Below are 24,752 nucleotides of genomic sequence, written 5' to 3'. Positions count from 1 at the left end.
ATCCTATATCCACCTTTCTGGATGTCACGGATTGCATTCCGGAGAAAGCAGAAAGTAATCGGTTATTACTTTTGGGTAGATGCAGGAGTGGCTGCGAATTAATACCGCGTTCGTCCGAAACTTGGGGTACTTTGACCACTGCGCCTACCCGCGCATCCCTCACTCGGACGTGCCACCCCCGCGCGTCCGCGTCCACTTTCACCACTACGTGGAAGGTCCAACGACGGACATGGGCGATGGTCTCGTTGACGACTTCAATTCGTACATAGAGGATGCGCCGGTTTCAGCCGCGCTGCGGGAGTGGGCGGCCGGGCTCGGCGCCACCGTCCGCCCTCCGTGCCAACCCAGCCGACGCCGTGGGCACAGCGGCGCCGAACTGATCCCGGTCATCGTGGCGCGGCGTGACGGTCGGGACGCCGAGCATCTGTACGTCAAGGTGCTGCCGACCGGGCAGGCCGCCGAGGAGACAGCCAGGCACATGGAGGCGGTCGACGTCGACGCCGGCTTCGCCGAGCGCCATCTGGTCCGCCAGCCTTACCCGCGACACCCCGTCGGTGACGGTCGGTATCTGATGTTCCAGGATATCGCGCGCGGCGCGGAGCAGGTCCTCCCGCTCTGCGAGGTACGCGACGACCAGCGCAAGGACGCCTACCGAACGCTGCTCGACGGGGTGTGGAACGGGTGGTACCGCAAGGGACGGCGGATCAGCCGGACGACCGTTGGCGAGTTCGTGCGACGCGAACTGACCGACGCCAGGGCTCAGGACGAGGTGAACGCGTTCGCAACGTCCCTCGGCCTCGGCGACACCGGTGCCGACTGGCTGCACGACGCCGCAACCGGCGCGGTGCTGCCGAACCCGCTCCGGTTCGCCGAGGCCGGCTCGATATGGCACGACGGCCGGCTCGACCAACTCTGCGGGGCGTCGCACGGCGACCTGCAGGGGCGCAACGCGCTCTACCCGCTCTCCCGACCGGGCTTGGTGGACGTCAAGAAATTCTGCCTGGTGGACTTGGATCGGTTCGCCGTCGACGCGCCGCTCACCCGGGACCTGACCACTCTGCTCCTGGATGCCGTGCTCCCCGAGTTGGCGGATCACCTCGGCGCCATTCCGGCCGACGCACTGCGCACACTGCTGATCACCCCGACCCTGCGAGCCTCGGGCCGATTGCCCGCCCTGTCGGTCAAGGTGATCAAAGCCAGCTATGCGGTCGGGCTGGCGGTCGCCAAGGATGGCAACTGGGGGATGACCTGGCGGGGCCAGTACCTGCTCTCCCTGGTGAGCCAGGCATTGATCTGCTGCACCTACGAGGATGCCGGCCCCGCCGGGCGAGTCTGGTACTTCCGGCTGGCAGCCTACGCGGCCCAGGCGTACCAGCAGGAGTTCCAGAGCGACATCGTTCCGCCTACCTCAGCCAGTCTGCCCCTCGTGCCGTTCGCCGGAGTGGACCCTCAGCCCACGTTCCCGGGCAACGACCGGTCGGCCCGGTTCGACGCGGTGGGACCACAGCCGAGCCAGCAGAACCGCGGCGCGCGACTGGACTGGACGCACCCCGACCAGACGCGGCGTCAACCCGACCCGGAGGCGCCGATGCGGCCCTGGTGGGCGGTGGAGATGCCGCAGCGGCAGCCCTCTGGAGGGTGGCACGGCACACCCCAACTGGGGGCAGCCCCACCCGTTGCCCGTCGAGGCGACGAGGAAAGCCCGCTAGGCTTTCTGGGCGGTACGGCGGCGACTGGGAACGCCTCCGCAGGCAACCGACCGGCTGCTGGGACCGGGAACGCGCCAACCGGCAACCGGCCAGGCACCGCAACCGGGAACGCGGCCGGCGTCACCCGCGCCGGCGTTCCGGGACGTCCCACGACCCGGAACGGCGAGCGACACGCGAACCGGCCGGCCCCACGACACGCCGTCTCGGCCCAGACGAACGGAATTCCGCGCCCCCGCCGACCCTTCGACCAGGACGTAACGGCGACCCCGGCAGCAGTCGTCCGCCGGCTGCCACCGAAGCTACGGACCGTCCTGGCTATCCTGCTCGGCAGCGGGGTGTCCCTGGCACCGCTGGTGGTCAGCGCCACCACGGTCCGGGGCCGTGGTGAGGCCCGGGTCACGCCGACCAGCGAGTCTCCGCCCGGCAATCTGCCGTCGCCAGGCAGCACCTCGGCATACGCCGGCAGGGCCGGGCGTCTCGCGGACCTCGCGGGGTTCGTTGGGGGCATAGCGCCGACAGCCGCCGACGGGTCGTACACCGTCTGCTGTCTGCGGGGCTGGGCCCCGGCGGACCTCGCGCCCGGGATCAACCACGACAGCTACCGGGACGAACAACTGTGGTGGGACTCCGCGCTGTCCGGCCGCCGGATCGTCACGCCGACCATCGACGGTCGCCGGTCCCGCGCACCCGCGCCGGTCACCTACCGCCGGGGCGACCTGTCCGAGATCCCGCCTGTGCCGTCGGTAGACCCACCGGAGCTGCGTAGACAGCTCACCGCGCTGGTGGGCGAGCTTCCGCCGGAGCTACGCAACGCCGCTGGCCTGCTCAAGGTGGTCAGCCGGATCTTCCGCTACCACCTGCTGAGCCCGGGTCAGATCTCGGCGCTGTTGTTCGAGCTGGCGGCGACGCCGGGCATCCAGGACCGGGGCGCGTACCCCGACTGGAACGGCCGGACCGGGCTGGCCTTCAGCGCCGACGATGCTCAGGGCCGCCGCGAGACGGTGCAGTTCGACCCGCGAAACGGCGAGTTGCTCAGCCACGAGACGACTACGGTGGCCGACAATCAGATCCTCGAATACGTGCTCTTCCTGAACAAGGCGCGGACCGACCGGACCACCGGGCCCGGCTGCGCCTGAACGATCGGCAGGCGGGTCAACCGCAGCGACGCTCCACATAGTTGGGCCAGTTCCGGTAGGGGGACGCGTCGCTGCGGACCCGGTTGCCCGCGCCGATGTCGAAGAGCCGGCTGTCGTAGTAGTAGAACGACACCGTCCCGCTGCCCAGGTTGTAGTGCGCCGACTCGACCCGGAACTGCCACTGCCAGGTGGCGAGGCTCTGCCGGCCGCAGTCGGCGAGCCGGCCCCGGGGATAGCCGTAGTTGGGCCACTCGTAGAAGCAGAACCAGCCCGAGGGGCAGTCGGCGGCGGCGAGCGTCCCGATCGGCCGCCGCAGGGAGACGACGAAAGCTCCACCGTCGTAGCTGATCTCGTTGTCGTTGATCGCCTTTCCACCCGGATGGGCGGCCAGATAAGCGGCCATTTCCTGGCCGCTGTCCACGGTGACGCCCGCGGGGCCGGGCGTCGGGGAAACAGTCAGATGCCAGGCGAGTACGGCGGCAAGCGCCGCACGAACAGGGCGTGGAATGACCATTCGACACCTCGCGATGGTGGCGCGCAGGGACGGACGGGCGACAGCTCCCGCCAGGTCAGCGGAGCTGCGCAACGCGGAGAATTAATGCGGTACGCCGCCGGATCAGCGTATGGAACACGCGTGATTGATCGCCAGGTGTAATCGGTGCAGCATTCTGACAATGCGCTATTTGGACACCACTGGGTGCTTTACGTATCGCCGCACAGCGCAACGACGGAAGTTGCATTCGGCAGCTCCGCGACTCGGCGGGATGCGCATCGGCATCAATGCACGACCGCTATGGCTCGGCCAGGCATGCTGCCGCGTCATCACCGCCGTCGTCCTCGCCGCGTTGGAAAGCCTCCCCCGGGCACCGGCATCACCCGGCCGGCCTTGTGCTGACGAGCGTGATGCGTGTGAGTCATTCTGACAACTCACCGGCATCAACCAGTTCGGGGAAGCTCTCCGTGCCGACCCTGCTCCTGCCGGATCCTGGCCTGGTGGGTCTGCCAGGCGTGCAATGCGTCTTTGATGCGGTGGTTCTCGGCCTCAACGAGGTCGAGTTGGCGACCCTGTTCGTCCAGCTCGTGGGCGAGGCGGTGCAGCAGCGCGTGGACGTGCTCGGGTTCGTAGCCGCGGCGACCGAGCCGGGTGCGGGGCAGGTCGAGAGCGGCGATCCGGTCGGAGGTGAGCCGACCGGTCAGGGTATGCCGACTGCGGTAGACGCCCATCACTGCGATACGGGCAGGTGGACGCGGGCGGCCGGGATGCCGAGGGCGCGCAGTCGTGGTCGGGCGCCCGCCAGCATCGCGGGCGGCCCGCAGACGTAGACCTCCTGGTCGGCACGGTGGAAGTCGAGCGCGATGGTGAGGGCGTCGCCCTGTTCGGCCGGCTCGGCGCTGGGATCGTGCGAGAACGCCGGTACGACGGTCAGCCAGTCGTGGGCGCGTTGCAGCTTGTCGAGGGTGATCGCGTCGTACAGGTCGGTGAAGGTGCGCGCCCCGACGACCAGCGTCACCCGCCGACCGTCGGGTGCGGCGGCGACCTGTTCGACCAGGGCGCGCAGCGGCGCCAGGCCGGTGCCGCCGGCGACGAGCAGCAGATCACCGCCATGCAGGCCCAGCCCGGTGTTGGCGGGTGGGCCGAGCCAGATCAGCTCGCCGGGGCGTACCTCATGGGTCAGGTGGTGGGAGACGGTGCCGGCGGGTACGGCGCGGACGTGCAGCTCGACGGTGCCGTCGACGCGTGGGGCGTTGGCCGGGCAGAGCCAGCGCCAACGCCCGGGCAGGCGTGGTGTGCAGACCGGAACGGCCTGGCCAGGCTGGTGGGGCAGGCGTCGCCAGGGACGTACCGTCAGGATGGCGATGCCGGGTGATGGCCGTTCGTGGCCGATCACCTGGGCTGGCCACCAGGCCGGACCGTCGCCGACGCGGGCGGCGGCGCGACGCACGGCGTGCGTGGCGCGGTCCACGGCGCGCTCCCCGGCGAAGGCGAGTGGGGCTGTCCATAGTGGATGGGCATGCCGGGCCACCGTCGCGAGCAGCGCGTCCCCGATGGTGAGGGCGTGTGGGAGCAGGTCGTAGCGACGGTACGCGCGGCCGAGCACCACCAGCAGCGCCGCCCGGCCTGCCCGGTCGTCGCTACCGAGCATGAGCTGACCCAGCGTGTGGAAGAGAAGCGGCGCCACCCGTTCGGGAACCAGCCCGGGACTCCGATCCTCCATGGTCCGCCAGAAGTCACCGGCGGCCCGGTCAACAACCGACGTCCACGCGTCGGTGAAGTTCACGCGAGCACCTCGAACGCCCGCCGCACCCGGGCGATCTGGCCATCCGGCAGATCGGCCGCCCACAGCACCCCCGCCAGGTAGTCGACGACTCTCCGATGCTGCGCCTCCGACAACCCCAGACCCCGCCAGCCGTCGCTCGGCATTGCTCCTCCGGCCAGCGCGTTCTCCAGGCCCGCGGTGAGGTGCGCGGCGAGTCGGCCCAGGTCAACCCCGATGAGGTACGGCGACAGCTCCGCGTCCGCCACGACGAGCCGCAGCCACTGGCCGACCGCCTCTCCTGGCGTCATGCCGCCGGCCCCTGGCCGAGCTGACGCTGCGCCTCGCTGAAGCCGGCGGCTTCCATGGTCGCCCACCCCCAACGGGCGAGCCGACACGGAAACGGGACGCGTTCGCTGCGGCACAACTCGCCCTGCGGCCAGCTCTCGGGGACGTGGACGGTGACCGCCCGCAGCGCGATGCACAGATCCTCGTCGGTGACGGGCGTGAGGACCGGAAAGTCGTCGATCAGGGTGGGCATGCCGGCTCCGAGACGTTGACGGATGATGCGGCGCCGGGGCGGGCGGGAGCGGAGCTGCGCCGTTCGGGTCGGCGCAGCCCCGGAGCCAGCACCCGCCCCGGGCCATGCGTCGACCCTCGTGGTTGACCAGGTACGGGGGCATGTCACAGTGATCGTCGAGGGCATGCGCAGTTCGCATGCGGTCCACTACCTACCGTCCCGGTCGGGCAGACTGCGGGCATGACGGAACGCCCGGTGCTGTACCTGGTCGTCTGCGCCGCGGGCCCGGCGGAACACATCCACGAGTTGGTCGATCTGCTGATCACCGACGGATGGCGGGTATGCCTGATCGTCAGCCCCACCGCCGGGCCATGGCTCGATCGGGAGGCCCTGCAAGACAAGACCGGCTATCTCGTACGCGTGGAGTGGCGGATGCCCGGCGACCCCGAGCCACACCCGCCGGCCGACGCGGTGCTGGCCGCACCGGTCACGTTCAACACGATGGCGAAGTGGGCGCTGGGCATCAACGACACGTTGGCGCTCGGCATCCTCAACGAATCGCTGGGGGCGGGTCTACCGATCCTTGCCGTCCCGCATGTCAAGGCGGAGTTGGCCGCGCATCCGGCGTACGCCGGTCACCTGGCGGTGCTGCGCGCTGCCGGCGTGCACGTCGCTGACGGGAAGGTGCTCGACCTGGCACACGGGCCGGTTCGGTGGACCGTGGTCATCGAGGCGCTGCGCTCAATACGTCAGCCCTGAGCAGACGCCCCTCTGTCTGCGCGATCCGGCGAGCCTCGGATATGCGTCGCGCGTATACCGAACCTCTACACACCGTGTTCAATGGACAGGCTTGATGAGGCGAGACGGATGGAGCCGCCGGTGACCCCTGCGGACTGCCCCCGGTGCGGCGGACGACTGGCCCGGGACAACGACAGCGGACGGTGTACGCCGTGCCAGGCCGCCGAACGCGACCGGTTGAGCGCGCCACCGGTGGTGCCGGCGAGTTTCTGGAACCACGAGCCGGTCCGGCGGGCGCTGGCAGAGCGGCATCTGGGGCGGGTGATCCGGGCCTACCGCTGCCATCCGTACCACGGGCGGGTCGCCTTGCCGCAGACCGTGGTGGCTGGCTGGCTGGGGATCACGCAGGCACAGTTGAGTCGGGTAGAGAACGGGCCTCCGCTGGTGCACCTGGACCGGCTGTCGCACTGGGCGCAGGTGCTCCACATCCCCGAGGCACACCTGTGGTTCGCGCTCCCTGGTCGAACTCACCGAGCGAGCGAGAACGGTCAAGCCGCCAGCACCTCAGTCGCGCCTCGCAGTGGCGGACCCGACGAAGGTAGGCGGACGCTGCTGGCCGGCATCGCCGCGGTGGCCGCAGGCGCTGGGCTGCTCGGAAGCACCGAGATCGTTCAACCCCGACGCGTCGGCGCTGCCGATGTCGCTCGACTGAACGCGGTCCTGGAGCTTTACCGTTCCGTCGACTACGAATGCGGCGGCGGCCTGTTGTACCGGGAAGTCGCCCGATTCGCTGAGTCGGTATACCGGATGCTCGACTGGTCGCACCCGGCCGGGCTCACCCCGCGCCTCGTCGCGGCGGTGGCGGCAGCTCGGCATCTGGCGGGGTGGACCGCTCTCGATGCAGGCCGGCATGCTGACGCGCAGCGGCACTTCGTGGCGGGCGAGCGGGCCGCGCTGACGGCAGGGGACGTGCCGCTGGCTGCGATGATCCGGTACTCACAGGCCAAGCAGCTTCAACACCTCCGGCACAACCGGGACGCGCTCGCAACGCTGCAACTCGCTCATGCGCAGCTCGGGCCGCACGCAACCCCGGCAGTCGAGGCCCTGCTCTTTGGCGCGGAAGCCGCCTCGATTGCCGCGCTCGGGGATCACCAGAACGCAGTAACCACTCTCGGCAAGGCCAGCGACGCGTTCGAGCGCATCCAGAACGAGCGTGAGCCGGATTGGATGGGCTTCTACGACCAGGGCGAACTGTTCGCTCAGTACGGCCGTGTCTACCGAGACAGGGCGCGGCGAGATAGCGGACAGGCATCCGAAGCGGTGAGGTGGGTTGAGGATGCGATCGCCGCATTCGGTCCGGCGAACGTGCGAAGCACAGTGCTGAACGAGGTTGGCCTGTGCAGCGCGTTGTTCCTCGCCGACGAGCCCGAGCAAGCGCTCGCGGTCGGCGCCAGGGTGGTGAAGAAGTCGCAGGCGATGAGCTCCAAGCGGGTGATCGATCGGGTCGTCAATCTGCGTCGCGACCTCGCGCGGCATCGGGCGCTGCCCGAGGTGGCCGAGTTCGATCGTGTGCTAACCGCTCGGGCTGCGACAGCAGCATGAGCGGGCGGTTCTCTAAGGAGGCTATGACGGCGGCAATGCAGGACATCGCCGCCGCGCTAGACCTGTCCCCTGAGGGCGCCCAGTTGCTGCAGTTGACCAACAACGCCGTCTTCGCGCTGCCCAGGGCAGGAATCGTCATCCGGACTGCGCGGACCCATCAACTCCGGGGCAGGGTGACGAAGGTTGTCCAGCTCGGTCGGTGGTTCGCTGAGATCGATGCGCCGACGATCCGCCTAGCGCGGGGCGTTAAGCAGCCAATCGAGTTCGGGGACCTGGTCGCTTCGGTGTGGCAATACGTCCCGCCGTGTCCGTCTGCTCTGACGGTCGAAGACCTCGGCGCGGTGCTGCGCGAATTTCATGCTCTGGGTGTGCCCCCGTTTCCGCTACCCACTTGGGATCCGATTGGCGACGCCAGGCTACGGCTGGCCGACGCGGACGGACTCAGCAACCCCGACCGGAACTTCCTAGTCGACTGGTGTGACCGTCTGGAGCCAGAAGTCGCGGCCTTGAACGAGCACGGAACGCGGACGCTCATCCACGGCGACGCCCACGTCGGTAACCTCCTCCGGGAGTCGTCGGGGCGGACCGTGATGTGTGACTTCGACGCCACATGCGTCGGCCCGTGGCAGGTTGATCTAGCAGCGGTCGCAGTCGGCGAGGCGCGATTTGGAGGCACCGGCAAACATTCTTCTTTGGCCGCCGCCTACGGTTCCAACGTCGTTCAAGATCATTGGTGGGTGCTCTTGCGACACGCACGCGAACTGAAGATGATCGCAGCAGCCACACCCCTCTTGGCAACTTCACCAAAAGTCGCTGACGAATTCAGCAAGCGTCTCCGCACGATCCGAAACGGAGATCATGAGACTCTTTGGACGCCATACGCCAACCTCGCCGAATGACGAGCGTGTCCGAAATCCGACACCGAGAACGCTAGTTAATGCGCACAATAGGACGTACCGATCCGCCGGCTTCACCGACGCGCCCCCGAATCGCTCACCGCCTTACGAGATCGCTGGTTAGGGTGTGCGGGCCGCAGTCGCCGCGAGATTAGGAATGACGTGGGGATCCTCAAGGAGATGCAGCGGGCGCAGGCACGCCAAGCCCGCGTCCAAAGGCAAGCCCAGACCGCCGCTTACCGACACCATCAGCACATTCACCGAGAGGCTGAGCGCGCCAGAAAGGCCGCCGAGCGTGCATCCGCCGCCGATGCGCGGGAACGCAAGCGGCTCTACACGGAGGCCCGCATTGCCGAGGTGGCGGCGAACAACTCGGACTTGCAAGCGCACGTGGATGAGCTTGACGCACTGCTCGTGGCCACTCTCGACGTGGACGACTACATTGACCTTCGGCGCCTTCGTAAGAACGTGAAGCACCCGCCCTTCAAACCCGGGGCCCTCGCCAAACCTTTGCCTCCGCCGGATTGGCGACGTTTCGAACCGTCCGCCCCGTCGCTCATCGGGAAGCTGTTCGGGGGCCAGGCCAAGTTTGAACAACAGCAAGCCCATGCCCGGTACGCCTTCGAGCAGGCGAAGGCGCAACACGTGGCGGCAGAGTCCGACCGACAGCGTCGGCTGGCCGCCGCTCACCAGCGCTATCAGCAGGGCCGCGCGAAGGTCGAGGCCGAAGCCGCAGCGCACAACGCCGAGGTCGACCGCTTCGCCGCCGCGTTAGCTGCCGCGGATCCCGCAGCGGTAGTCGAATACTTCGGGTTGGTGCTGGGCAACTCCGTCTACCCCGACGACTTTCCCCAGCACTACCGCATCGCGTATGTGCCGGAGTCTCACCAACTCGTGGTGGAATACCACCTTCCGACGTTGGAGGTTATCCCAGGTGTGCGGGAGTACCGCTACATTAAGGCGCGCGATGAGATCAGCACCGCTGCGCGCCCAGCAAAGGAGATAAAGGAACGTTACGCGAGCATCGTGGCGCAGACTACGTTGCGGACTATCCACGAGCTTTTCGAATCCGACCGCGCCGGGCTCATCAGCGCGATCGTCTTCAACGGCATCGTTGAAACGACCGACCCGCGCACTGGTGTTGCTATCCGCCCGTGCCTAGTTACACTTCGCACAACTCGCGAGATGTTTACCGCACTAAACCTTCGAAAAGTCGAACCAGCCGCCTGCCTGCAACACCTCAATGCCTCAGTGTCCAAGCGTCCCGATGCGCTCTCGCCAGTTCGGCCGGTGCTGGAGTTTGACATGGTCGACAAGCGCTTCGTTGATGAGGTAGACGTGCTTGCTGACCTCGACCAGCGCCCAAATCTCCTAAGGCTGACGCCCGGCGAGTTCGAGAGTCTAATTCAGAACCTCTTCGCGAAGATGGGGCTCGACACTAAGCAGACGCGCGCATCCCGAGACGGGGGTGTGGACTGTGTCGCCTTCGACCCTCGCCCAATTTTCGGCGGCAAGGTCGTCATTCAGGCAAAGCGTTACCGCAACACCGTCGATGTTTCCGCCGTCCGCGACCTCTACGGCACGCTTCAAAACGAGGGCGCATCCAAGGGGATCTTGGTTACAACGAGCGGATACGGCCCCGCTTCGTACGAGTTCGCGTCCGGTAAACCGCTCGAGCTGATCGACGGCTCGAATTTGCTCTACCTACTCGCGGAACATGGCGACGTGAAGGCACGAATCGACCCGAGCGACCTGGATTGATCGATGCCCGGACCGGCCACTGGGCCAACGCACGCCCGGATCATGCACTTCACGCATGTGGGCAACCTGCCAGCCATCCTCTCCACGGGCCGACTTATCGCCGGGAATGCGGTGGGCGACCGCTTGGCAACAAACGTAGGGGCTCCGGACATCAAGGCCAGTAGACGCCAGCGCGTAGTGACATGCCCGCCGGGCGGATCGGTCGCCAACTACGTACCTTTTTACTTCGCCCCTCGCTCACCGATGATGTACCGGATTGCCCGCGAGCATCAGGACGGAAAGGTTGGTTGCTACCCAGACGGGGACGATCCGCTCGTCTACATGGTCAGTTCCCTCGACCGCGTGCACGAGGCCGGGCTGAGGTGGGTCGCCAGCGACGGCAACTGTGCTGCAAGCTTGACCAGGTTCTCCAGCAATGTAGAGGAGATGGCCGAGCTCGTTGACTGGGCGTTGATGAGGGAGCGCATCTGGAAGAACCTGCCGGAAGACCCCGACCGAGTCCGACGCCGCATGGCGGAGTTGCTGGTCCACCGTGAGTTCCCTCTCGACCTGCTGGCGGGCTACGTCGTAAGGACACCGGCTCGGCAGCAGCAGCTGAGGCGGGTCTTACGGGATGCTGGCATCATCGACGCGTACGTTGATGTCAGGCCCGACTGGTACTACGGATTCCTGCGAGGGGAGGCGCGCACATGATCGTCATCGCTCACGGCAACCTGCTGACCGCCGACGTCGAAGCTCTGGTCAACACCGTCAACACCGTGGGTGTGATGGGCAAGGGGATAGCCCTGCAGTTCAAGCGCGCCTACCCGGCGAACTACGCCGCCTACCGCGCAGCATGCGCCGCCAAAGAGGTCCAACTGGGTCGAATATTCCTATTCGACTCGGCTCTCTTAGGGCCACGCCGCTATGTGATCAACTTTCCAACGAAGGGGCACTGGCGTACCAACTCAAGGGTGTCGGACATCCAGGCAGGCCTCAATGACCTCGTCCGAGTCATCCGTGAGCGTGGAATCTCCTCGGTGGCCATACCGGCGCTCGGTTGCGGCAACGGCGGTCTTGACTGGGACGAAGTCCGGCCGTTGATAGAACGGTCCTTCGCGGCCCTCCCAGACGTTCGGGTGCTGCTGTTTCCACCGGAAGGCGCCCCAGATCCCGCGGACATGCCGGTGGCAACCACCAAACCTCCGCTCACTCCAGGTCGCGCCACCTTGCTGTGCGCTATCGACCGCTACCTGGAGCGTGCACGGGCGCTCGAACCTCGGGACGGGGTGACCGTGCTTGAGATCCAGAAGATTGCCTACTTCCTTCAAATCTTGGGGCAACCGCTCCGACTCAAGTTCACCCGAGGACGATACGGGCCGTACGCGGACAATCTGAACCATGTGCTCGACAGGCTCGAAGGCCACTACCTCATCGGCTTCGGTGATCGCAGCGATAGGGTCGAGGACCTTCAGCCAATCCGACTGACCGCCGGGACGACAGAGGCGCTGTCATCGCGGTTCGAGCCTCTCGTCTCACCAGCGCTGCAGTCGCTGGAGCGGCTGGCTAGCCTCATTGAGGGCTTCGAAGCACCGTACAGCCTCGAACTTCTGGCAACTGTGCACTACGCCGCCGAACTGGATCCAAAGACCAACGATCTCGATGAACTGATCGAGCGGGTGCAGGCCTGGAGCGGCCGCAAGGCGAGGCTGTTCACGCCAGCCCACATCCGGATGGCGTACAACCGATTGCAGTCAGCGGGGCTGCTGCCCTTGCTGACCAACGCATAGTTTGCGAAGCCCCGGGTTAATTTCCGACAGCGTGGCGGAGGGCAGCGCCGCTTCGGAAAGAGTTACCGTGCCTGCGTGACGGATCTTGAGCGGGGCGTCTACGAGCACCTGATCACCCGTGAGCTGGCCGACCGGCTCCAACACGTCGACCCCGACCAGATCCAGCGCCACAAACTCGACCCCGCCGACGCCCACCACACCCTCGCCCGCCACATCGCCGCCCTGGCTGCCCGCGCCCTGCAAGCCATCCCGAGCGGTGACGACAAGCTCCACCACCAGGTCGAGATGGCGAATCGCATCGCCGATGCCATCGCCACCCTGAGCCCAAAGGCAGCAACGGACCAGGATCAGGTAACCGACGCCAAGCACCTGCTCCACGCCATCGCGGCCCCGCCAACCCCTCCCGCGCTACCAGCCTTCCCGCAGCGCCCCACCACTCCACTCTCCACCGGCGCGCTGCTGGTCAACGGCCGTCACCAGCCCCGCATCGGCCACGAGGTCAACCACGAGATGGCGTCGGCCGAGAGCGTCGACCTGCTCTGCGCGTTCATCAAGTGGTACGGCCTGCGCATCGTCGAGCCAGCCCTCCGCGAGCTGATCGCCCGTGGCGGCCGAGTCCGCGTCATCACCACGACCTACCTCGGTGCCACCGATCAACGAGCGCTGGATCGGCTCGCCGAGCTGGGCGCTGAGGTCAAGGTTTCGTACGAAACGAGGACCACCCGCCTGCACGCCAAGGCATGGCTGTTCCGCCGCTCCAACGGCACCAGCACCGCGTACGTCGGCTCGTCGAACCTGTCGAAGACCGCGCTCGTGGACGGCGTGGAGTGGAACGTCCGCATCTCGAACATGGAGCAGCCGCACGTCATCGACACTTTCACGGCGACGTTCGAGGACTACTGGAACGATCCGGCGTTCGAGGCGTACGACGCGGCCAGGGATGCCGAGCGGCTGCGGCACGCGTTGAGCGGGGAGCGCCGCGACGACGCACCCACCGAAATTTCAAACCTGGACGTGCGCCCGTACCCGTACCAGGCGGAGATCCTTGCTGACCTGGACGCCGAGCGGCTGGTGCACGGGCGCTGGCGCAACCTGGTGGTGATGGCGACCGGCACCGGCAAGACCGTCGTCGCTGCCCTCGATTACCGCCGGCTACACAAGGCGGGCCGAGCAGATTCGCTGCTCTTCGTCGCTCATCAGGAGCAAATCCTGCGGCAGAGCCTGTCGACGTTCCGGCAGGTGATGGGGGACGGCAGTTTCGGCGAGACGCTTGTCGCGGGCGAGAAGCCGAACGGCTGGAAGCACGTCTTCGCCTCCATCCAGTCGCTGCACCGCCGCGAGGTCGACCCCGAGGCGTACGACATGGTGATCGTGGACGAGTTCCACCACGCGGAGGCGCCGACGTACGCGCGGCTGTTGGAGCGGCTGCGTCCCCGCGTACTCCTGGGACTGACCGCGACCCCCGACCGGGCGGACGGCGGCGACGTGCGCCGGTGGTTCGACGGCCGCGCGGCCGTTGAGCTGCATCTGTGGGACGCGTTGGAGCGGCAGTTGCTGGCGCCGTTCCAGTATTTCGGCCTGCACGACGACGTGGACCTGTCGCAGGTGACCTGGAAGCGCGGGCAGGGCTACGACCCGACGCAGTTGGACACCATCTACACCGGCAACGATGCTCGGGCGTTGTTGGTACTGCGCGCGGTCCGCGACAAAGTCGACGTCGGGCGGATGCGAGCGCTTGGCTTCTGCGTGAGCATCGGGCACGCCGAGTTCATGGCCGCCTGGTTCAGGAAGCACGGTGTGGAGGCGGCGGCAGTGACCTCACGGGCGGGCACCGACCGTGCCGGGCTGCTGCGGGACTTCAAGGCCGGCAGGCTGCGGGTGCTCTTCACAGTGGACCTGTTCAACGAGGGTGTCGACCTGCCGATGGTCGACACGATCCTGATGCTGCGGCCCACCGAGAGCGCCACGATCTTCCTGCAACAGCTCGGCCGTGGCCTGCGCCTGGACGACGACAAGCCGTGCCTGACCGTGCTCGACTTCATCGGCGGGCAGCACGCCAACTTCCGCTTCGACCTGCGGTGGCGAGCCCTGACCCGGGTGAGCCGGCGGGCCATCAGACAGGCGGTCCAGGACGATTTCCCGAGCCTGCCCAGCGGCTGCCACATCGAGTTGGACCGGGTCGCCAAGGATCTGGTACTCGCCAACCTGAAGAATGCGCTGCCCACCTCGAAGGCCGGCCTGGTCGCTGAGCTGCGTCAGCTCGGCGATGTCAACCTGGCGACGTTCCTGCGGGAGACCGGCCTGGAGATCGAAGACGTGTACCGGTCCGCCAGGCTTGGCGGCTGGACCGGACTACGCCGACTCGCCGGCATCGAGACGTCCGCGCCCGGTCCGGACGACCGGGACCTGGGCCGGGCTATCGGCCGCATGCTGCACACCGACGACCCCGACCGGCTTGAGCTGCTGACCTGCGTCGCGGCCGGACCGCCCGCGCCAGGTCAGCAGGTGTACGCGGGAAACAGCCGCCTACTGGACATGCTGCACTTCAGCCTCTGGGGAGCGACTGCGCCTCTGGCGACACGGGACGAGCGGCTGGCGCGGCTGTGGAAGGAGCCGGCCCGCTGCGCCGAGCTGCGGCAGGTCGCCGACGTGCTGCGGGACCGCATCCACAGGGTCACATCGAGCGCCGTCCCGGGTCAGGTGCCGCTGCGGGTGCACGCCCGCTACAGCCGCAACGAGGCCTGTGCTGCCTTCGGGATGACCAACCCGGGCTCACTGCGCGAGGGGGTGAAGTGGCTGCCCGACGCGCAGGCCGATCTGTTCTTCGTCACCCTCGTCAAGTCGGAGGCTCACTACTCCCCCACCACCATGTACGCCGACCGGGCCATCACCGACACGCTGTTCCAGTGGGAGTCGCAGAGCACCACCTCGTCGGCCTCTGCGACGGGACAGCGCTACACCTCGGACGGCTCGACAGTGCACCTCTTCGTGCGGGAAACCCGGATCGCCGAGGGCGACCTGGGCGCGCCGCCGTACCTGTACGCCGGAACCATGACGTACGAGTCGCACACCGGCGACCGACCGATGCGCATCCTGTGGCGGCTCTGCCATGCCCTCCCCGCCGACGTGTACGCCACCGCTCGGACGATCGCCGCCTAAGTACTGCACCTGAACTGGGGCAGAGCGTCCAGCCGAATCTCAGATGATCCTCAAGAAATCCCAGGTTACGGCCGCTGGGGGCACGGCTGGTGTGTGCTGTCACCACTGCGTCATCCCCTCTGTACTGGAGTTTCTATGAAAGACAGACGGAAATCGATCTTCTCCGTCTTGGTCGCCACTACCCTCGTGGCGACCATTGCCCCTCCGGCCAACGCGTCCGCGACAAGCACCGGCGAGGAGCGCTTCCAGCCGAGCGTCACCTACGACCTGTCCCTAACCGACGCCGAGCGCGACGCCATCCACGCCGAGGTCGAGGCGTTGGCGGGACGCGTCAGCAACGCCCGGGCGGGAGACGGCACCTACAGCCCGCTCACTCTGGTCGGAGCGATGCTGGACGGTTCGAGCTACGACTCCATCTCCCGTGGTGGCACGGCTGCTACGGCGTACCCCTTCCCGGTCAGCAACACCGCAACCAACCAGTACGAGTACGACCGCAAGGTCGCCAAGCTCGCCTGGGTGGTCAAGCTGGCCACCGATTTGGGTTTCCCGGTGGTCGTGCAGCGCCAAGCCGACAAGTACGTCTACGCCGAGATCGGTGACCCGGACGCCCCGGAAATGATCATGGCGTTGAGCCACCTGGACTCGCCGACGTCTTCCGTTTCGGCGGTCCAGCTGGCGCGCTGGCGGGACGCCGACGGCAACCTCGGCACCCCCGGCGCTTACCACTCGCCCTACATCAAGGACGGCTGGGTCTACGGCGCGGGCATCCAGGACGACAGCGGCCCGACGCTGGCGACGCTGCTCGCCGCCAAGGCGCTGCTCGAGGCAGGGCTGCCGCTCGACCGACGCATCCGCATCGTCATGGGAATCTACGAAGACGGCGGTCCCGGTACGCCCACGGCGGCGAACACCGCCGCCTTCCAGTCCATCCCGTACAACTCGAACCCGAGCTTCTACGACAACTGGGCCTACAAGAACCTCAACCGTGAGGAGATGCCGATCGCGGCGTACACCTCCGACTCGCGGTTCCCGGTCATCGTCGGCAACTCCGGCTCGGTGACCCCGGCCGTGTCGATGAGCCTGGCGGCGGACAGCGCCAAGCCCTTCCGGCTGACGGCTGCCACGGCCGGCGTCACACTGCGCGAAGGCGACCCGACGCTCAAGGACATCGCCTACGGCAGCACCACGCAGATCGCCTCGCGGGCCATCTTCACCCTCGACGTGGCGGGCGCCAGCTCCGCCGAGCGCGACCGGTTCGTGTCGGCGGTCACCGCTGCCGCGACCACGAAGGGTTGGCTCCCGGACGTCCCCCGCACCACGCCCAAGGTGCAGACCACGATCACCGGCGACTCGCTCACGCTGGAGATCAACACTGACGTGGCGATGGAGATGCCCACCCCGCAGTACGGCAAGAACGCCGTCGTGTGGGGGATGTTCCTCCTCTCCAAGGGCCTCGGCGAGTTGGGGAGCACGACTGCCGACCTGCAGTTGAAGAAGGCCGCCGACGGCATCGCCGACCTGTTCTTCCGCGGTGGGGTCGAGGGCGAGGCCTACATCGGCAAGTACATGGGCGTCCCGGCGAACCTGCTGCGCAACCCGAACAGCGGCACGCCGAACCTGACCCTCGCCCTGATGGCCAACATCAACTCGGAGATCCCGACGAGCTTCTACACGGAGGCCACGGGCAACCTCAGCATGCCGATGTACGTGCGCAGCATGCACGTCAACGCGGCTGACTCCGCCCAGGCGACCGCGGCGATCACGGAAGCCTTCCAGGGCAAGGGATTCACCATCGGCAACCTCGGCTCGCCCATCGGCGCCGGGTTGTACGTCACCCACGACAACCCGCTGACGGCTCTGCAGTACAAGAGCTACCAGGCCACCATCGACCACAACCCGCAGGAGTTCGCGGACCCGCACTCCCTGCGCGACGTGGTCTACCCGCAGGGCACCACCGGTGGCACCCTGGCCAGCAACTTCCGCAACAAGATGACCGCCTTCGGCGCCGTCATCCCCGGCAACGAGCGCTGGTGGCACACCGCCAACGAGCGGATGAAGGTCGACTCGGCGGTCCAGATGACCAAGATGATGGCCGACGGAATGCTGGAGATGGCCCGCTACACCGGGCCGGCCGGCGCCAAGTTCATGTGGGCGGACATGCCGGGGCTGAACGCCGACCGGGCGGACCTCGACCTGCTCGACGTCACCATCGGCACCTACAAGGACGCGTCGGGCGCTGTCGGCGCGAACCAGTTGGGCAACCAGGCGCTGCTCGGCGCCACCTCGTTCAACATCCCGATGTGGAACGGACGCGGCAACTCGGCCCCGACAGCTGCGGCGTTCGCGCTGGGCCACGAGCCGGGAGGGGTCTACCTGCCCCTGACCGACCCGGAGTTCCAGAGCAGCACGTACGTGGCGCCGATGCGTCTGGAGTTCAAGGTTGAGCGTCCCGGCCACATGTCGGACGCGGCGTGGGCGAAGTTCGTCGCGGGCGGCTACGGCGGCTTCCAGTTCAACATTCTCGTCGGCGGCCAGGTTGTGCCGCTGGCCGTTCCTGCCGGGCAGAGTGCGGACAAGTTCTTCTCGTCGCGTATCTCGGCCAACAACCCCAACGCCATCTACCTGTCGGTCAACCTCGCGATCACCGACGCGCCGTACACCGGGGTTCAGGCCAAGCTCGCGGACTCCAAGGCGGACCTGTACAAGGTCAACCCGACGTACCTGGCGTCGAACCCGGATCCGTTCCCGGGTCGCGGGGCCATCGAGCAGCGGGGCTTCTTCCAGTTCGGCGACGGGCAGAAGAACGCGGAGTTCTCGTCACCCGACGCGGTCTACGTGACAGTGGCCAACGCGGTCACCGACGCGAAGCCGTCGGCTGTGGTGAAGAAGTTGAAGGGCAACACGAACGAGTTGACCATCACGGTGAAGCAGACCCGTATCGACGGCAGCGAGTCTGCTGTGACGGGCACGTTCACCATCAACAACAACGCCGCCGGCACCTACACCGTCGGCGAGCACAAGGTGTACGTCGACACCAAGGGCAACACCCAGATCCGGTCGATCTCCATCGTGTGACTCGTGTGACGCGGAGGTTCCGCGCGCACGAGAGGACAAACGCGGTGGTAGGACGCCCCGACTCAGGGTCAACGCCAACGATGTACGAGGCACATTGACAAACGGAGTGGAACCATCGCCCTCGGTAATGGTTCCACTCCGTTTTGCGCGATGTGGCGCGCAGTGCCATTCGCGTTCCGGGAACCTCCCGGGCTTGTCTCTGCCGGTCAGAGCGGACCCGAGCCGGCGCGGTCAGGCGGCGTCCGCGTTCGGCGCGAACCTGACGTCCAGCCTCCGGTCCAGGGCTCGCGCGAGGCGTTCCAGGACCGGCAAAGTCGGTACGGTGCCGCCAGCCTCGAAGCGGGCCACCGCAGACTGGGTCATGCCGGCAGCTCGCGCGAGTTCGGTCTGACTCCAACCATGCCCTTCGCGCAGGTGACGTACCTCCTGACCAAGCTCGAACGCTATCCGGGTGGCGTCGTAGGTCTCGGCCGCTCCTGGCTCCGCCATTCGGCGCTCGCGCAGGTCATTCCAGTCCAGGCGATCACTCATCGCTCTGCCCCCTCGTTCACGATGTGCCGCTCCGCCACGCACCGTTCAAATGCGCGGCGAGCCCGCTCGACCTCCCGGTCCTCCCGCATCCGCGTCTTGCGGAACACCGTGAGCAGGATGATCCTCCGATCGGAGGCTATCCAGTACGTCACCCGTACCGCGTCGCGCTCCAGGTAGAACCGCAGCTCTCGCAATTGCCGTCGAGTTGCCTGCTGTGCGGCTCACCGAGCAGCACGCCTCGGTTGGCCAGTAGATCGATGTAGAACGCCGCTCGGGCGAAGTCGGCGGTTGGTAGTTCCTCCAGCCAGTCTCGGACTTCTGGTTCCAGCTCCACGCCACCCCAACCCATAGCGTCGATGCTATGGGTTGAGAGGGTTGGGACATGCTCCCCAAGTGCGTGTCGTCAATGACTTCAACCCGAGCGGGTGACGAACGAACGAAACCCCGCGGCACACCTCACCGCTAGCGTGACCTCAGCCCCGACCACGGAGCCAGCATCCAAGCCGCCCGCCCCTCCTGAGTGATTGGATCTACCGATGGAACAGCGAATCAGTCTGGTCACTCTCGGGGTCACGGACGTGGCGCGTGCGAAAGCGTTCTACGAGCAGCTCGGCTGGCGTGGCCAGGAGGTCGAGGAGACGGTCTTCTTCCAGGCCGGCGGCCTGGCTCTCGTCCTGTGGAGCCGCGACAAGCTCGCCGCTGACGCCGGCATCACCGATCCGGGCACCGGTGCCATGACGCTGGCCCAGAATGTGCGCTCCCGGGCGGAGGTCGACGAGCTGATCGCCACCGCAATCGAGGCGGGCGCCGAGGTGACCCAGCCGGCGCGGGAGACGTTCTACGGCGGTTACGCCGGCTGCTTCGCCGACCCGGACGGTCACGTGTGGGAGATCGCCTGGAATCCGGGTTTCCCGCTCGGCCCGGACGGCGCCCTCACCGTCCCCGACTTCGGTGCCGCGGGCTGACCCGGCGGCAGCAGCGGGTTACTACTCGACCGGCGGGCAGAGCAGCCGGTCGACCAGCGGCAGCAGCGGATCCAGGCAGGCCGTCAGCAGCGTGAGGTCACCCGGTGGCGGCGTGGTGGCTACCTCCGTCACGGTGGGCGACGGCGATGGTGTGGGTAGGTCCGGTGTCGGCGGCACACTCGCGGAAGGGGCCGGAGCGGTAGGCGGAACCGGTGCGGTGGACGCGACCGGAGCGGTGTGCCGAGCAGCGGGCGGGGCAGCAGCGGTGGGCGGGGCAGCCGGCGGAGCCGGGGCGCGCGACGGGACCACTGGCCGGGCGGGCTGCGTGGGGTTCGACGGCCCGACCGGTGCAGCACCGGTAACCGGCGTGGGCGCTGCGCGAGTTGGCAGGCTGGTCGTATCCGCCTGGAACGTCACCGGCCCGACCGCACGCGGCGGGACCACAGCGACGACAGCGGACGCCGTTCGCGGTGCCGGCCTTGCCTGCGGTGGCCCGACGGCGGGGCCGAGCGTCGCGACGACCACAGTCGCGACGGCTGCGGCGGCGAGGGCCCGGCGGTCGGGGCGTACCGCGATCAGTGGCGCTTCGTCCGGCTCGGCCGACGGTGGCGGCGTCGGCCGTTCGCGGCGGTGGGTGGCCAGCAGGGCGTCGACCTGGGCGACGACGTCAGCGCGGTTACCGGCGGCGGCAGCGACGGCGAGGGCGAGATAGAAGCGGAAATTGACCACGGCGTTGGCCGGGACGCGCAGCCCACTCAGAGTGTCGCGGTCCGGCAGCAGCGTGACCGGGACGTCGGGGTGGTGCGCGGCGTCGGTCAGCTCCGCGTATCGCCATTCGCGTCGGTGTTCGCGGCCGGCGAAGGCAATGCGGTGGCTGGTCACCACCGCCATGCCGGTGTCGACGACGCGCAGGCCCGCCGGCACTGTGTCGCTCACCGTTTCGGCGCAGGTGAGCGCCCCCGGCGCGGGTAGGCCGGGGACATGCCTCGCCTCGGCCTCGACCAGGTCGGCGACGGGGAGGATCCGGAAGACGAGTTCGTCGTCCTCGAGGTGCACCGGCAGGCCGGTACGTGGCTGCGTGCACCCGAGGAACCCGGCGGCCTCGATCCGCAGGCGGGTCAGGTGGTCGCCGCGTCGTCGCCAGGTGGCGATCGCGGTGCGGTACGCGTGCCGGCGCCGCTCGTTCTCGAGCTCGGCCCAGGCGGCTCGCCAGGTCGGGCACTCCACAGAGGTCACGGTCACACGCGGTACAACCGCTCATGTACGTGACAGGGAACGCGTCGAGGATCGATGCTTCCCTTTGTTCCCGAAAGAGGAGATTTTGCGAACGGTAACACTGCCGCCGTACCGCAACCACGCACCTCGGAAGCACGGGCAATATTGGGTGACCCGAATATAGATCAAGATGAAAGAATGTGCCCGTATTGATCCATTACGGGGGATGGAGCGGCATGGCCGACCACACACGTCATCGGTATTTCAGCAGGTCCCTCCGCGCGACGGCGTTGGCCGTCGCGCTCGTCCTACCGGTCTCCCTGATCAGTCCGCCCTCCGCCCAGGCAACTCCGGCGGCGGTGACCGAGGAGCAACTTCCGGCGTGCAGCGACCCGTCCGTACCGGAGGACATCAACCACGCCTCCATCCGGCTGGAGGGACCGATCGCCGGATCGGAGGTCTCGGTAGACGCGAACGGCAAGATCGCCATCAACGGCTACCTGCACAAGCAGGCAACGATGGTGGACGTCTCGATCGAGAAGACGATCTCGTCCAGCTTCACCTTCGGTCCGCCGCCGCCCGGTGTCACGAACTGGTCAGCCTCGTGGACCACCAGCATGCGCCCGCCGCACCTGGGACCGGTCCAGGTCTGTTCCCGCGCGGAACGTGAGCCCCATCGGTACGCGAAGATCCTGCGCGACATCACAGTGGTGGACCTGATCCCGCCGAGCAACGTCCCCGGCCTGACGGTCGGCACGATCACGGCGACCAGCGCCAAGGTGACCTGGAACGCGGCAACCGACAACTACGGCCTCGCCGGATACGAGGTCACCGTCGACGGCGGCACCGCGCAGCGGACCACAGTCGGCACGCGCTCGTACTCGATCACCGGGTTGGAGCCTTCCAGCAACCACACCGTCTCCGTGGTCGCCATCGACCTGGCCGGTAACAGGTCCGCCACGCCCGCCACGGCGTCCTTCACGACGGACGCGTTGCCGCCGCCGCCGGACGTCGACGCCGGTCTGACCCTGGACCCCGACGAGGGGGGCGCCCTCGCCAGCTGGCACCCGCAGCCCGCCAACGAGACGAGCTACCGCGCCTATCTGGACGGCCAGATCTACGACCAGTTCTCCGTGGAGCAGCTCTGCGTGGACGGCAACGGCAACGTGGCCAACCCGTGCACTGCCGACAGCGTCATCAAGCTCCCGATCGAGCCACTTGAGGAGTACACGTCGTACGCGTTCCGGGTCGAGGCGCTGCGTGCCGACGGCACGGTGGCCCGGGAACTCGCCGGTGACTTCACCACGATGGTCCATGTGGACGAGGTATCGGCGGCGACCACACAAACGACCGCCAGCGAGGCGTCGCAGTGCGCTGGCGCCGGTGGCGACTTCTACATCGCGGCCAGCTCACGCGCCGCGGTGCCGGTACCCGCCGGCAGCACGGAGGTCTTCCTCGGCTGCTACCGGGCATCGGACAGCAGCTGCCTCGACGCCTTCCTGCCCCCGTCGGGCGAGAAGCTGCTCGACTGCGCGGACAGCATCACCAGCATGCTCTTCGCGGTGGCCCCGACCGGCCGCGGCCCGGTGATCGCCTCGGTGGACGCCACCCCGCAGGCCCGCCTGCTGGTGCCGGGCGCGACGGCACCGATCGCCTGGTGTGCCAGCGGAGCCTGCGCGACCCTCCTGGCGCCCATCGCGGAGACGGTGGAGGTTGTGGCGCTTGCTCCGGCCGCCGCCGCCGGCACCTCGTGGATCGTCGTCGGTGCCGCAGGCATCGGCATCGGTGTCGTGCTGGGCGTCCTGCTCGCCATCCTGTTCCCCAGCACGATCGGCGTCAACGGTCTCATCGAGTACCCGATCGAGCACGACGTCGACTTCGACACGTTCGACAACTGGGGCCTGGACGAGGGCGAGTGGTACAACAGCCTGAAGGTCTACGCCGAAGTCATCAAGACCACGAAGCTGGTGGCCGACCAACGCGATCTCCCCTTCGCGTGGGACTCCAGTGAGGACTCGCGACTCAAGCGGATCATCGACGCGGCGTGTACGGCCCAGCGTGGCACCCAGGGCAAAGCCGGATGTGACGACAACGTCATCGTCTACGTCCCCGGCGGCAAGAACTACCGGGGAGAGGACCTCATCCACACCGGAAAGCACATCGTGGCCGCGATGGGTGACGGCGGGTTCCCGCAGCCGCCGACGCGGGCGGTGTGGTTCTACCCGGCGCGCAGCGTGAACGGTCAGGCAGCGCGCGCCAAGGGCTACGACCACGGCTGGTTCAACGACGCGCAGTTCAAGCCGAACGCGTGCGACGTGCGGGTGCCCGGTCAGACCTGCGACGAATTCCCGTTCTGGGCTACAGACCAGGCAGTCAATCTGACCGGTCAGGTCGCCGACCTCGAGCTGGTGCCGACGACGGAGTCGCTGCCGCAGGCCAGAGACATCAACTCGTTCTACGGCAAGTGCAAGGTGACAAACGAAACGAGGTTCGTCGTGTTGCCAGTGAAGCCGTGGGTCGACGCCGGCGGCCCGAGCTTCGCCTTCAAGGTCAGCGGGGGCGGAGCTAGCCTCTGCATGACCCCCAAGGCCCCGTAGCCGAGGAGCTTCCTGATGCTCGATGACATGCGCGTGCTGCGCGACGCGGTGCACGGGTACCGCGTCGCGGCGACGGCTGCCGGCCTCGACTGGCCCGAGCAGCCCGAGCAGCCGGCTGGGCGACCGCCGGATCAGGTCCACCGGATCTTCGACGTGGATCACGTGGCGGAGCAGCTCACCTGGTTGCACTCACAGCGCTGGCCCGACCGGCAGGTGCTGCCCAACGTCGGATGGCGCATGCCCTGGCCGGAGGGCGGGGAAGCGCTGGACTACCTGGGGCTGTCGATCGGCACGCCGTTCCCGTGGCGGCAGCAACTGCCGCTGTTCCACTTCGATTTCCTCCTCTACACGTTCGTCCTCGCGGGCGAGCACGAGGGCGAGATCTGGCGCTACCCGGTCTCAGAAGACTCCTGGGAGTCGGTCTGTGCCGCCACCAGCCTGGCCACGCTGTTCGACCAGTGGACCAGGGGAATCGCCGCCGGTGTGGTCGTCTACGACGAACACAGCAAGTGGCTCCTGGTTGACGACCTGGCCGGGGCCCCCGAGCTCGACCCGCTGGCGTTCCCGGTGAGTCCGGTCGAGGAGACGCTGCTGCAGGCGCGGCAGCGCGAATGCGGGGTCGACATGGCTGCCGTCGAGGACGGCTTCGAGTACAGCGAGGAGTTGCTCGACGCCATCGACGCCGCCAAGGCGTCGCTCGACGCGTAAGCCCTGCTCGCCGTCCACGACAGCGCCGCGGGGGCCCCCCCCCCCACCGGGGGGGGGGGGGGGCGGGGGGGCCCCCCCCCCCACGGAGAGCCGCAAACCCCCCGCACGGCCACACC

Annotated in this window: 21 protein-coding genes; 12 read left to right on the top strand and 9 right to left on the bottom strand. The window is 67.7% G+C overall.

Annotation, left to right across the window (positions count from 1 at the left end; all coding sequences use genetic code 11):
- Window positions 1-229: 229 nt before the first annotated feature.
- A complete protein-coding gene (locus ACPXB1_RS03015) occupies window positions 230-2,845 on the top strand; it encodes a hypothetical protein (RefSeq protein WP_355631651.1) in 2,616 nt (871 codons plus the stop codon).
- A 16-nt stretch (window positions 2,846-2,861) separates the two neighbouring features.
- Here the strand turns inward: ACPXB1_RS03015 and ACPXB1_RS03010 are convergent, their stop codons facing one another.
- From ACPXB1_RS03010 to ACPXB1_RS02990, 5 genes are all read right to left on the bottom strand, one after another.
- On the bottom strand, window positions 2,862-3,359 hold the full coding sequence (locus tag ACPXB1_RS03010) for a peptidase inhibitor family I36 protein (RefSeq protein WP_355631654.1): 498 nt from the start codon (window positions 3,357-3,359) through the stop codon (window positions 2,862-2,864).
- Window positions 3,360-3,781: 422 nt separating this feature from the next.
- Window positions 3,782-4,069: a hypothetical protein gene (locus ACPXB1_RS03005; RefSeq protein WP_355631657.1), complete on the bottom strand. Its 288-nt coding sequence runs from the start codon at window positions 4,067-4,069 to the stop codon at window positions 3,782-3,784.
- Window positions 4,069-5,124, bottom strand: a complete 1,056-nt coding sequence (locus tag ACPXB1_RS03000) for an FAD-binding oxidoreductase (RefSeq protein WP_355631660.1) — start codon at window positions 5,122-5,124, stop codon at window positions 4,069-4,071. Before ACPXB1_RS03000 ends, ACPXB1_RS03005 begins: the two co-directional genes overlap by 1 nt.
- Window positions 5,121-5,411 carry a hypothetical protein gene (locus ACPXB1_RS02995; RefSeq protein WP_355631663.1) on the bottom strand — a complete coding sequence of 97 codons (291 nt, stop codon included), beginning with the start codon at window positions 5,409-5,411 and terminating at the stop codon, window positions 5,121-5,123. The genes ACPXB1_RS03000 and ACPXB1_RS02995 overlap by 4 nt, the downstream gene beginning before the upstream one ends.
- The gene (locus ACPXB1_RS02990; protein WP_355631665.1) at window positions 5,408-5,641 is read right to left on the bottom strand and encodes a hypothetical protein; all 234 of its coding nucleotides are present in this window, start codon (window positions 5,639-5,641) and stop codon (window positions 5,408-5,410) included. The genes ACPXB1_RS02995 and ACPXB1_RS02990 overlap by 4 nt, the downstream gene beginning before the upstream one ends.
- Before the next feature lie 219 nt (window positions 5,642-5,860).
- On the opposite strand from ACPXB1_RS02990, the gene ACPXB1_RS02985 reads away from it, so the two are divergent.
- The 8 genes from ACPXB1_RS02985 to ACPXB1_RS02950 all read left to right on the top strand — a co-directional run bounded on the left by ACPXB1_RS02985 (window position 5,861) and on the right by ACPXB1_RS02950 (window position 18,620).
- The gene (locus ACPXB1_RS02985; RefSeq protein ID WP_355631668.1) at window positions 5,861-6,379 is read left to right on the top strand and encodes a flavoprotein; all 519 of its coding nucleotides are present in this window, start codon (window positions 5,861-5,863) and stop codon (window positions 6,377-6,379) included.
- A 120-nt stretch (window positions 6,380-6,499) separates the two neighbouring features.
- Window positions 6,500-7,960: a helix-turn-helix domain-containing protein gene (locus ACPXB1_RS02980; protein ID WP_355631670.1), complete on the top strand. Its 1,461-nt coding sequence runs from the start codon at window positions 6,500-6,502 to the stop codon at window positions 7,958-7,960.
- A complete protein-coding gene (locus tag ACPXB1_RS02975; RefSeq protein ID WP_355631673.1) occupies window positions 7,957-8,859 on the top strand; it encodes an aminoglycoside phosphotransferase family protein in 903 nt (300 codons plus the stop codon). Before ACPXB1_RS02980 ends, ACPXB1_RS02975 begins: the two co-directional genes overlap by 4 nt.
- Window positions 8,860-9,018: 159 nt before the next feature.
- Window positions 9,019-10,617: a restriction endonuclease gene (locus tag ACPXB1_RS02970; protein WP_355592354.1), complete on the top strand. Its 1,599-nt coding sequence runs from the start codon at window positions 9,019-9,021 to the stop codon at window positions 10,615-10,617.
- Between the two features lie 42 nt (window positions 10,618-10,659).
- Window positions 10,660-11,310: a type II toxin-antitoxin system toxin DNA ADP-ribosyl transferase DarT gene (darT, locus tag ACPXB1_RS02965; protein ID WP_425734748.1), complete on the top strand. Its 651-nt coding sequence runs from the start codon at window positions 10,660-10,662 to the stop codon at window positions 11,308-11,310.
- Entirely contained in the window at window positions 11,307-12,386 is a 1,080-nt protein-coding gene (gene darG / locus ACPXB1_RS02960; protein ID WP_355592358.1) for a type II toxin-antitoxin system antitoxin DNA ADP-ribosyl glycohydrolase DarG, read from the top strand. The genes darT and darG overlap by 4 nt, the downstream gene beginning before the upstream one ends.
- 75 nt (window positions 12,387-12,461) lie before the next feature.
- Complete coding sequence (locus ACPXB1_RS02955) at window positions 12,462-15,545, top strand: DUF3427 domain-containing protein (protein WP_355592360.1); 3,084 nt, start codon at window positions 12,462-12,464, stop codon at window positions 15,543-15,545.
- A gap of 186 nt (window positions 15,546-15,731) precedes the next feature.
- Window positions 15,732-18,620 (top strand): M20/M25/M40 family metallo-hydrolase, encoded by a 2,889-nt coding sequence (locus ACPXB1_RS02950; protein WP_425734747.1) that lies wholly within the window; start codon window positions 15,732-15,734, stop codon window positions 18,618-18,620.
- 231 nt (window positions 18,621-18,851) lie between these two features.
- On the opposite strand, the gene ACPXB1_RS02945 is transcribed toward ACPXB1_RS02950, so the two are convergent.
- The 3 genes from ACPXB1_RS02945 to ACPXB1_RS02935 are packed head-to-tail and all read right to left on the bottom strand — an operon-like array spanning window position 18,852 to window position 19,500.
- Window positions 18,852-19,151, bottom strand: a complete 300-nt coding sequence (locus ACPXB1_RS02945) for a helix-turn-helix domain-containing protein (RefSeq protein WP_355631685.1) — start codon at window positions 19,149-19,151, stop codon at window positions 18,852-18,854.
- A complete protein-coding gene (locus ACPXB1_RS02940) occupies window positions 19,148-19,303 on the bottom strand; it encodes a hypothetical protein (RefSeq protein WP_355592475.1) in 156 nt (51 codons plus the stop codon). Before ACPXB1_RS02940 ends, ACPXB1_RS02945 begins: the two co-directional genes overlap by 4 nt.
- On the bottom strand, window positions 19,300-19,500 hold the full coding sequence (locus ACPXB1_RS02935) for a hypothetical protein (protein ID WP_355592479.1): 201 nt from the start codon (window positions 19,498-19,500) through the stop codon (window positions 19,300-19,302). Before ACPXB1_RS02935 ends, ACPXB1_RS02940 begins: the two co-directional genes overlap by 4 nt.
- A 187-nt stretch (window positions 19,501-19,687) precedes the next feature.
- On the opposite strand from ACPXB1_RS02935, the gene ACPXB1_RS02930 reads away from it, so the two are divergent.
- Entirely contained in the window at window positions 19,688-20,116 is a 429-nt protein-coding gene (locus ACPXB1_RS02930; protein WP_355592366.1) for a VOC family protein, read from the top strand.
- A 21-nt stretch (window positions 20,117-20,137) separates the two neighbouring features.
- Here the strand turns inward: ACPXB1_RS02930 and ACPXB1_RS02925 are convergent, their stop codons facing one another.
- The gene (locus ACPXB1_RS02925; protein WP_355592368.1) at window positions 20,138-21,352 is read right to left on the bottom strand and encodes a hypothetical protein; all 1,215 of its coding nucleotides are present in this window, start codon (window positions 21,350-21,352) and stop codon (window positions 20,138-20,140) included.
- 215 nt (window positions 21,353-21,567) lie between these two features.
- On the opposite strand from ACPXB1_RS02925, the gene ACPXB1_RS02920 reads away from it, so the two are divergent.
- Together ACPXB1_RS02920 and ACPXB1_RS02915 are read left to right on the top strand one after the other, a co-directional pair.
- The gene (locus tag ACPXB1_RS02920) at window positions 21,568-23,928 is read left to right on the top strand and encodes a fibronectin type III domain-containing protein (protein ID WP_355592370.1); all 2,361 of its coding nucleotides are present in this window, start codon (window positions 21,568-21,570) and stop codon (window positions 23,926-23,928) included.
- Between the two features lie 15 nt (window positions 23,929-23,943).
- Window positions 23,944-24,636, top strand: a complete 693-nt coding sequence (locus ACPXB1_RS02915; protein WP_355592372.1) for a hypothetical protein — start codon at window positions 23,944-23,946, stop codon at window positions 24,634-24,636.
- Window positions 24,637-24,752: the final 116 nt, after the last annotated feature.

The organism is Micromonospora sp. DT68 (genome assembly GCF_049847245.1).
Taxonomy (GTDB): domain Bacteria; phylum Actinomycetota; class Actinomycetes; order Mycobacteriales; family Micromonosporaceae; genus Micromonospora; species Micromonospora profundi.
Note: the sequence above shows the minus strand (reverse complement) of the source record. Positions and strands in the feature narration are given on the sequence as shown.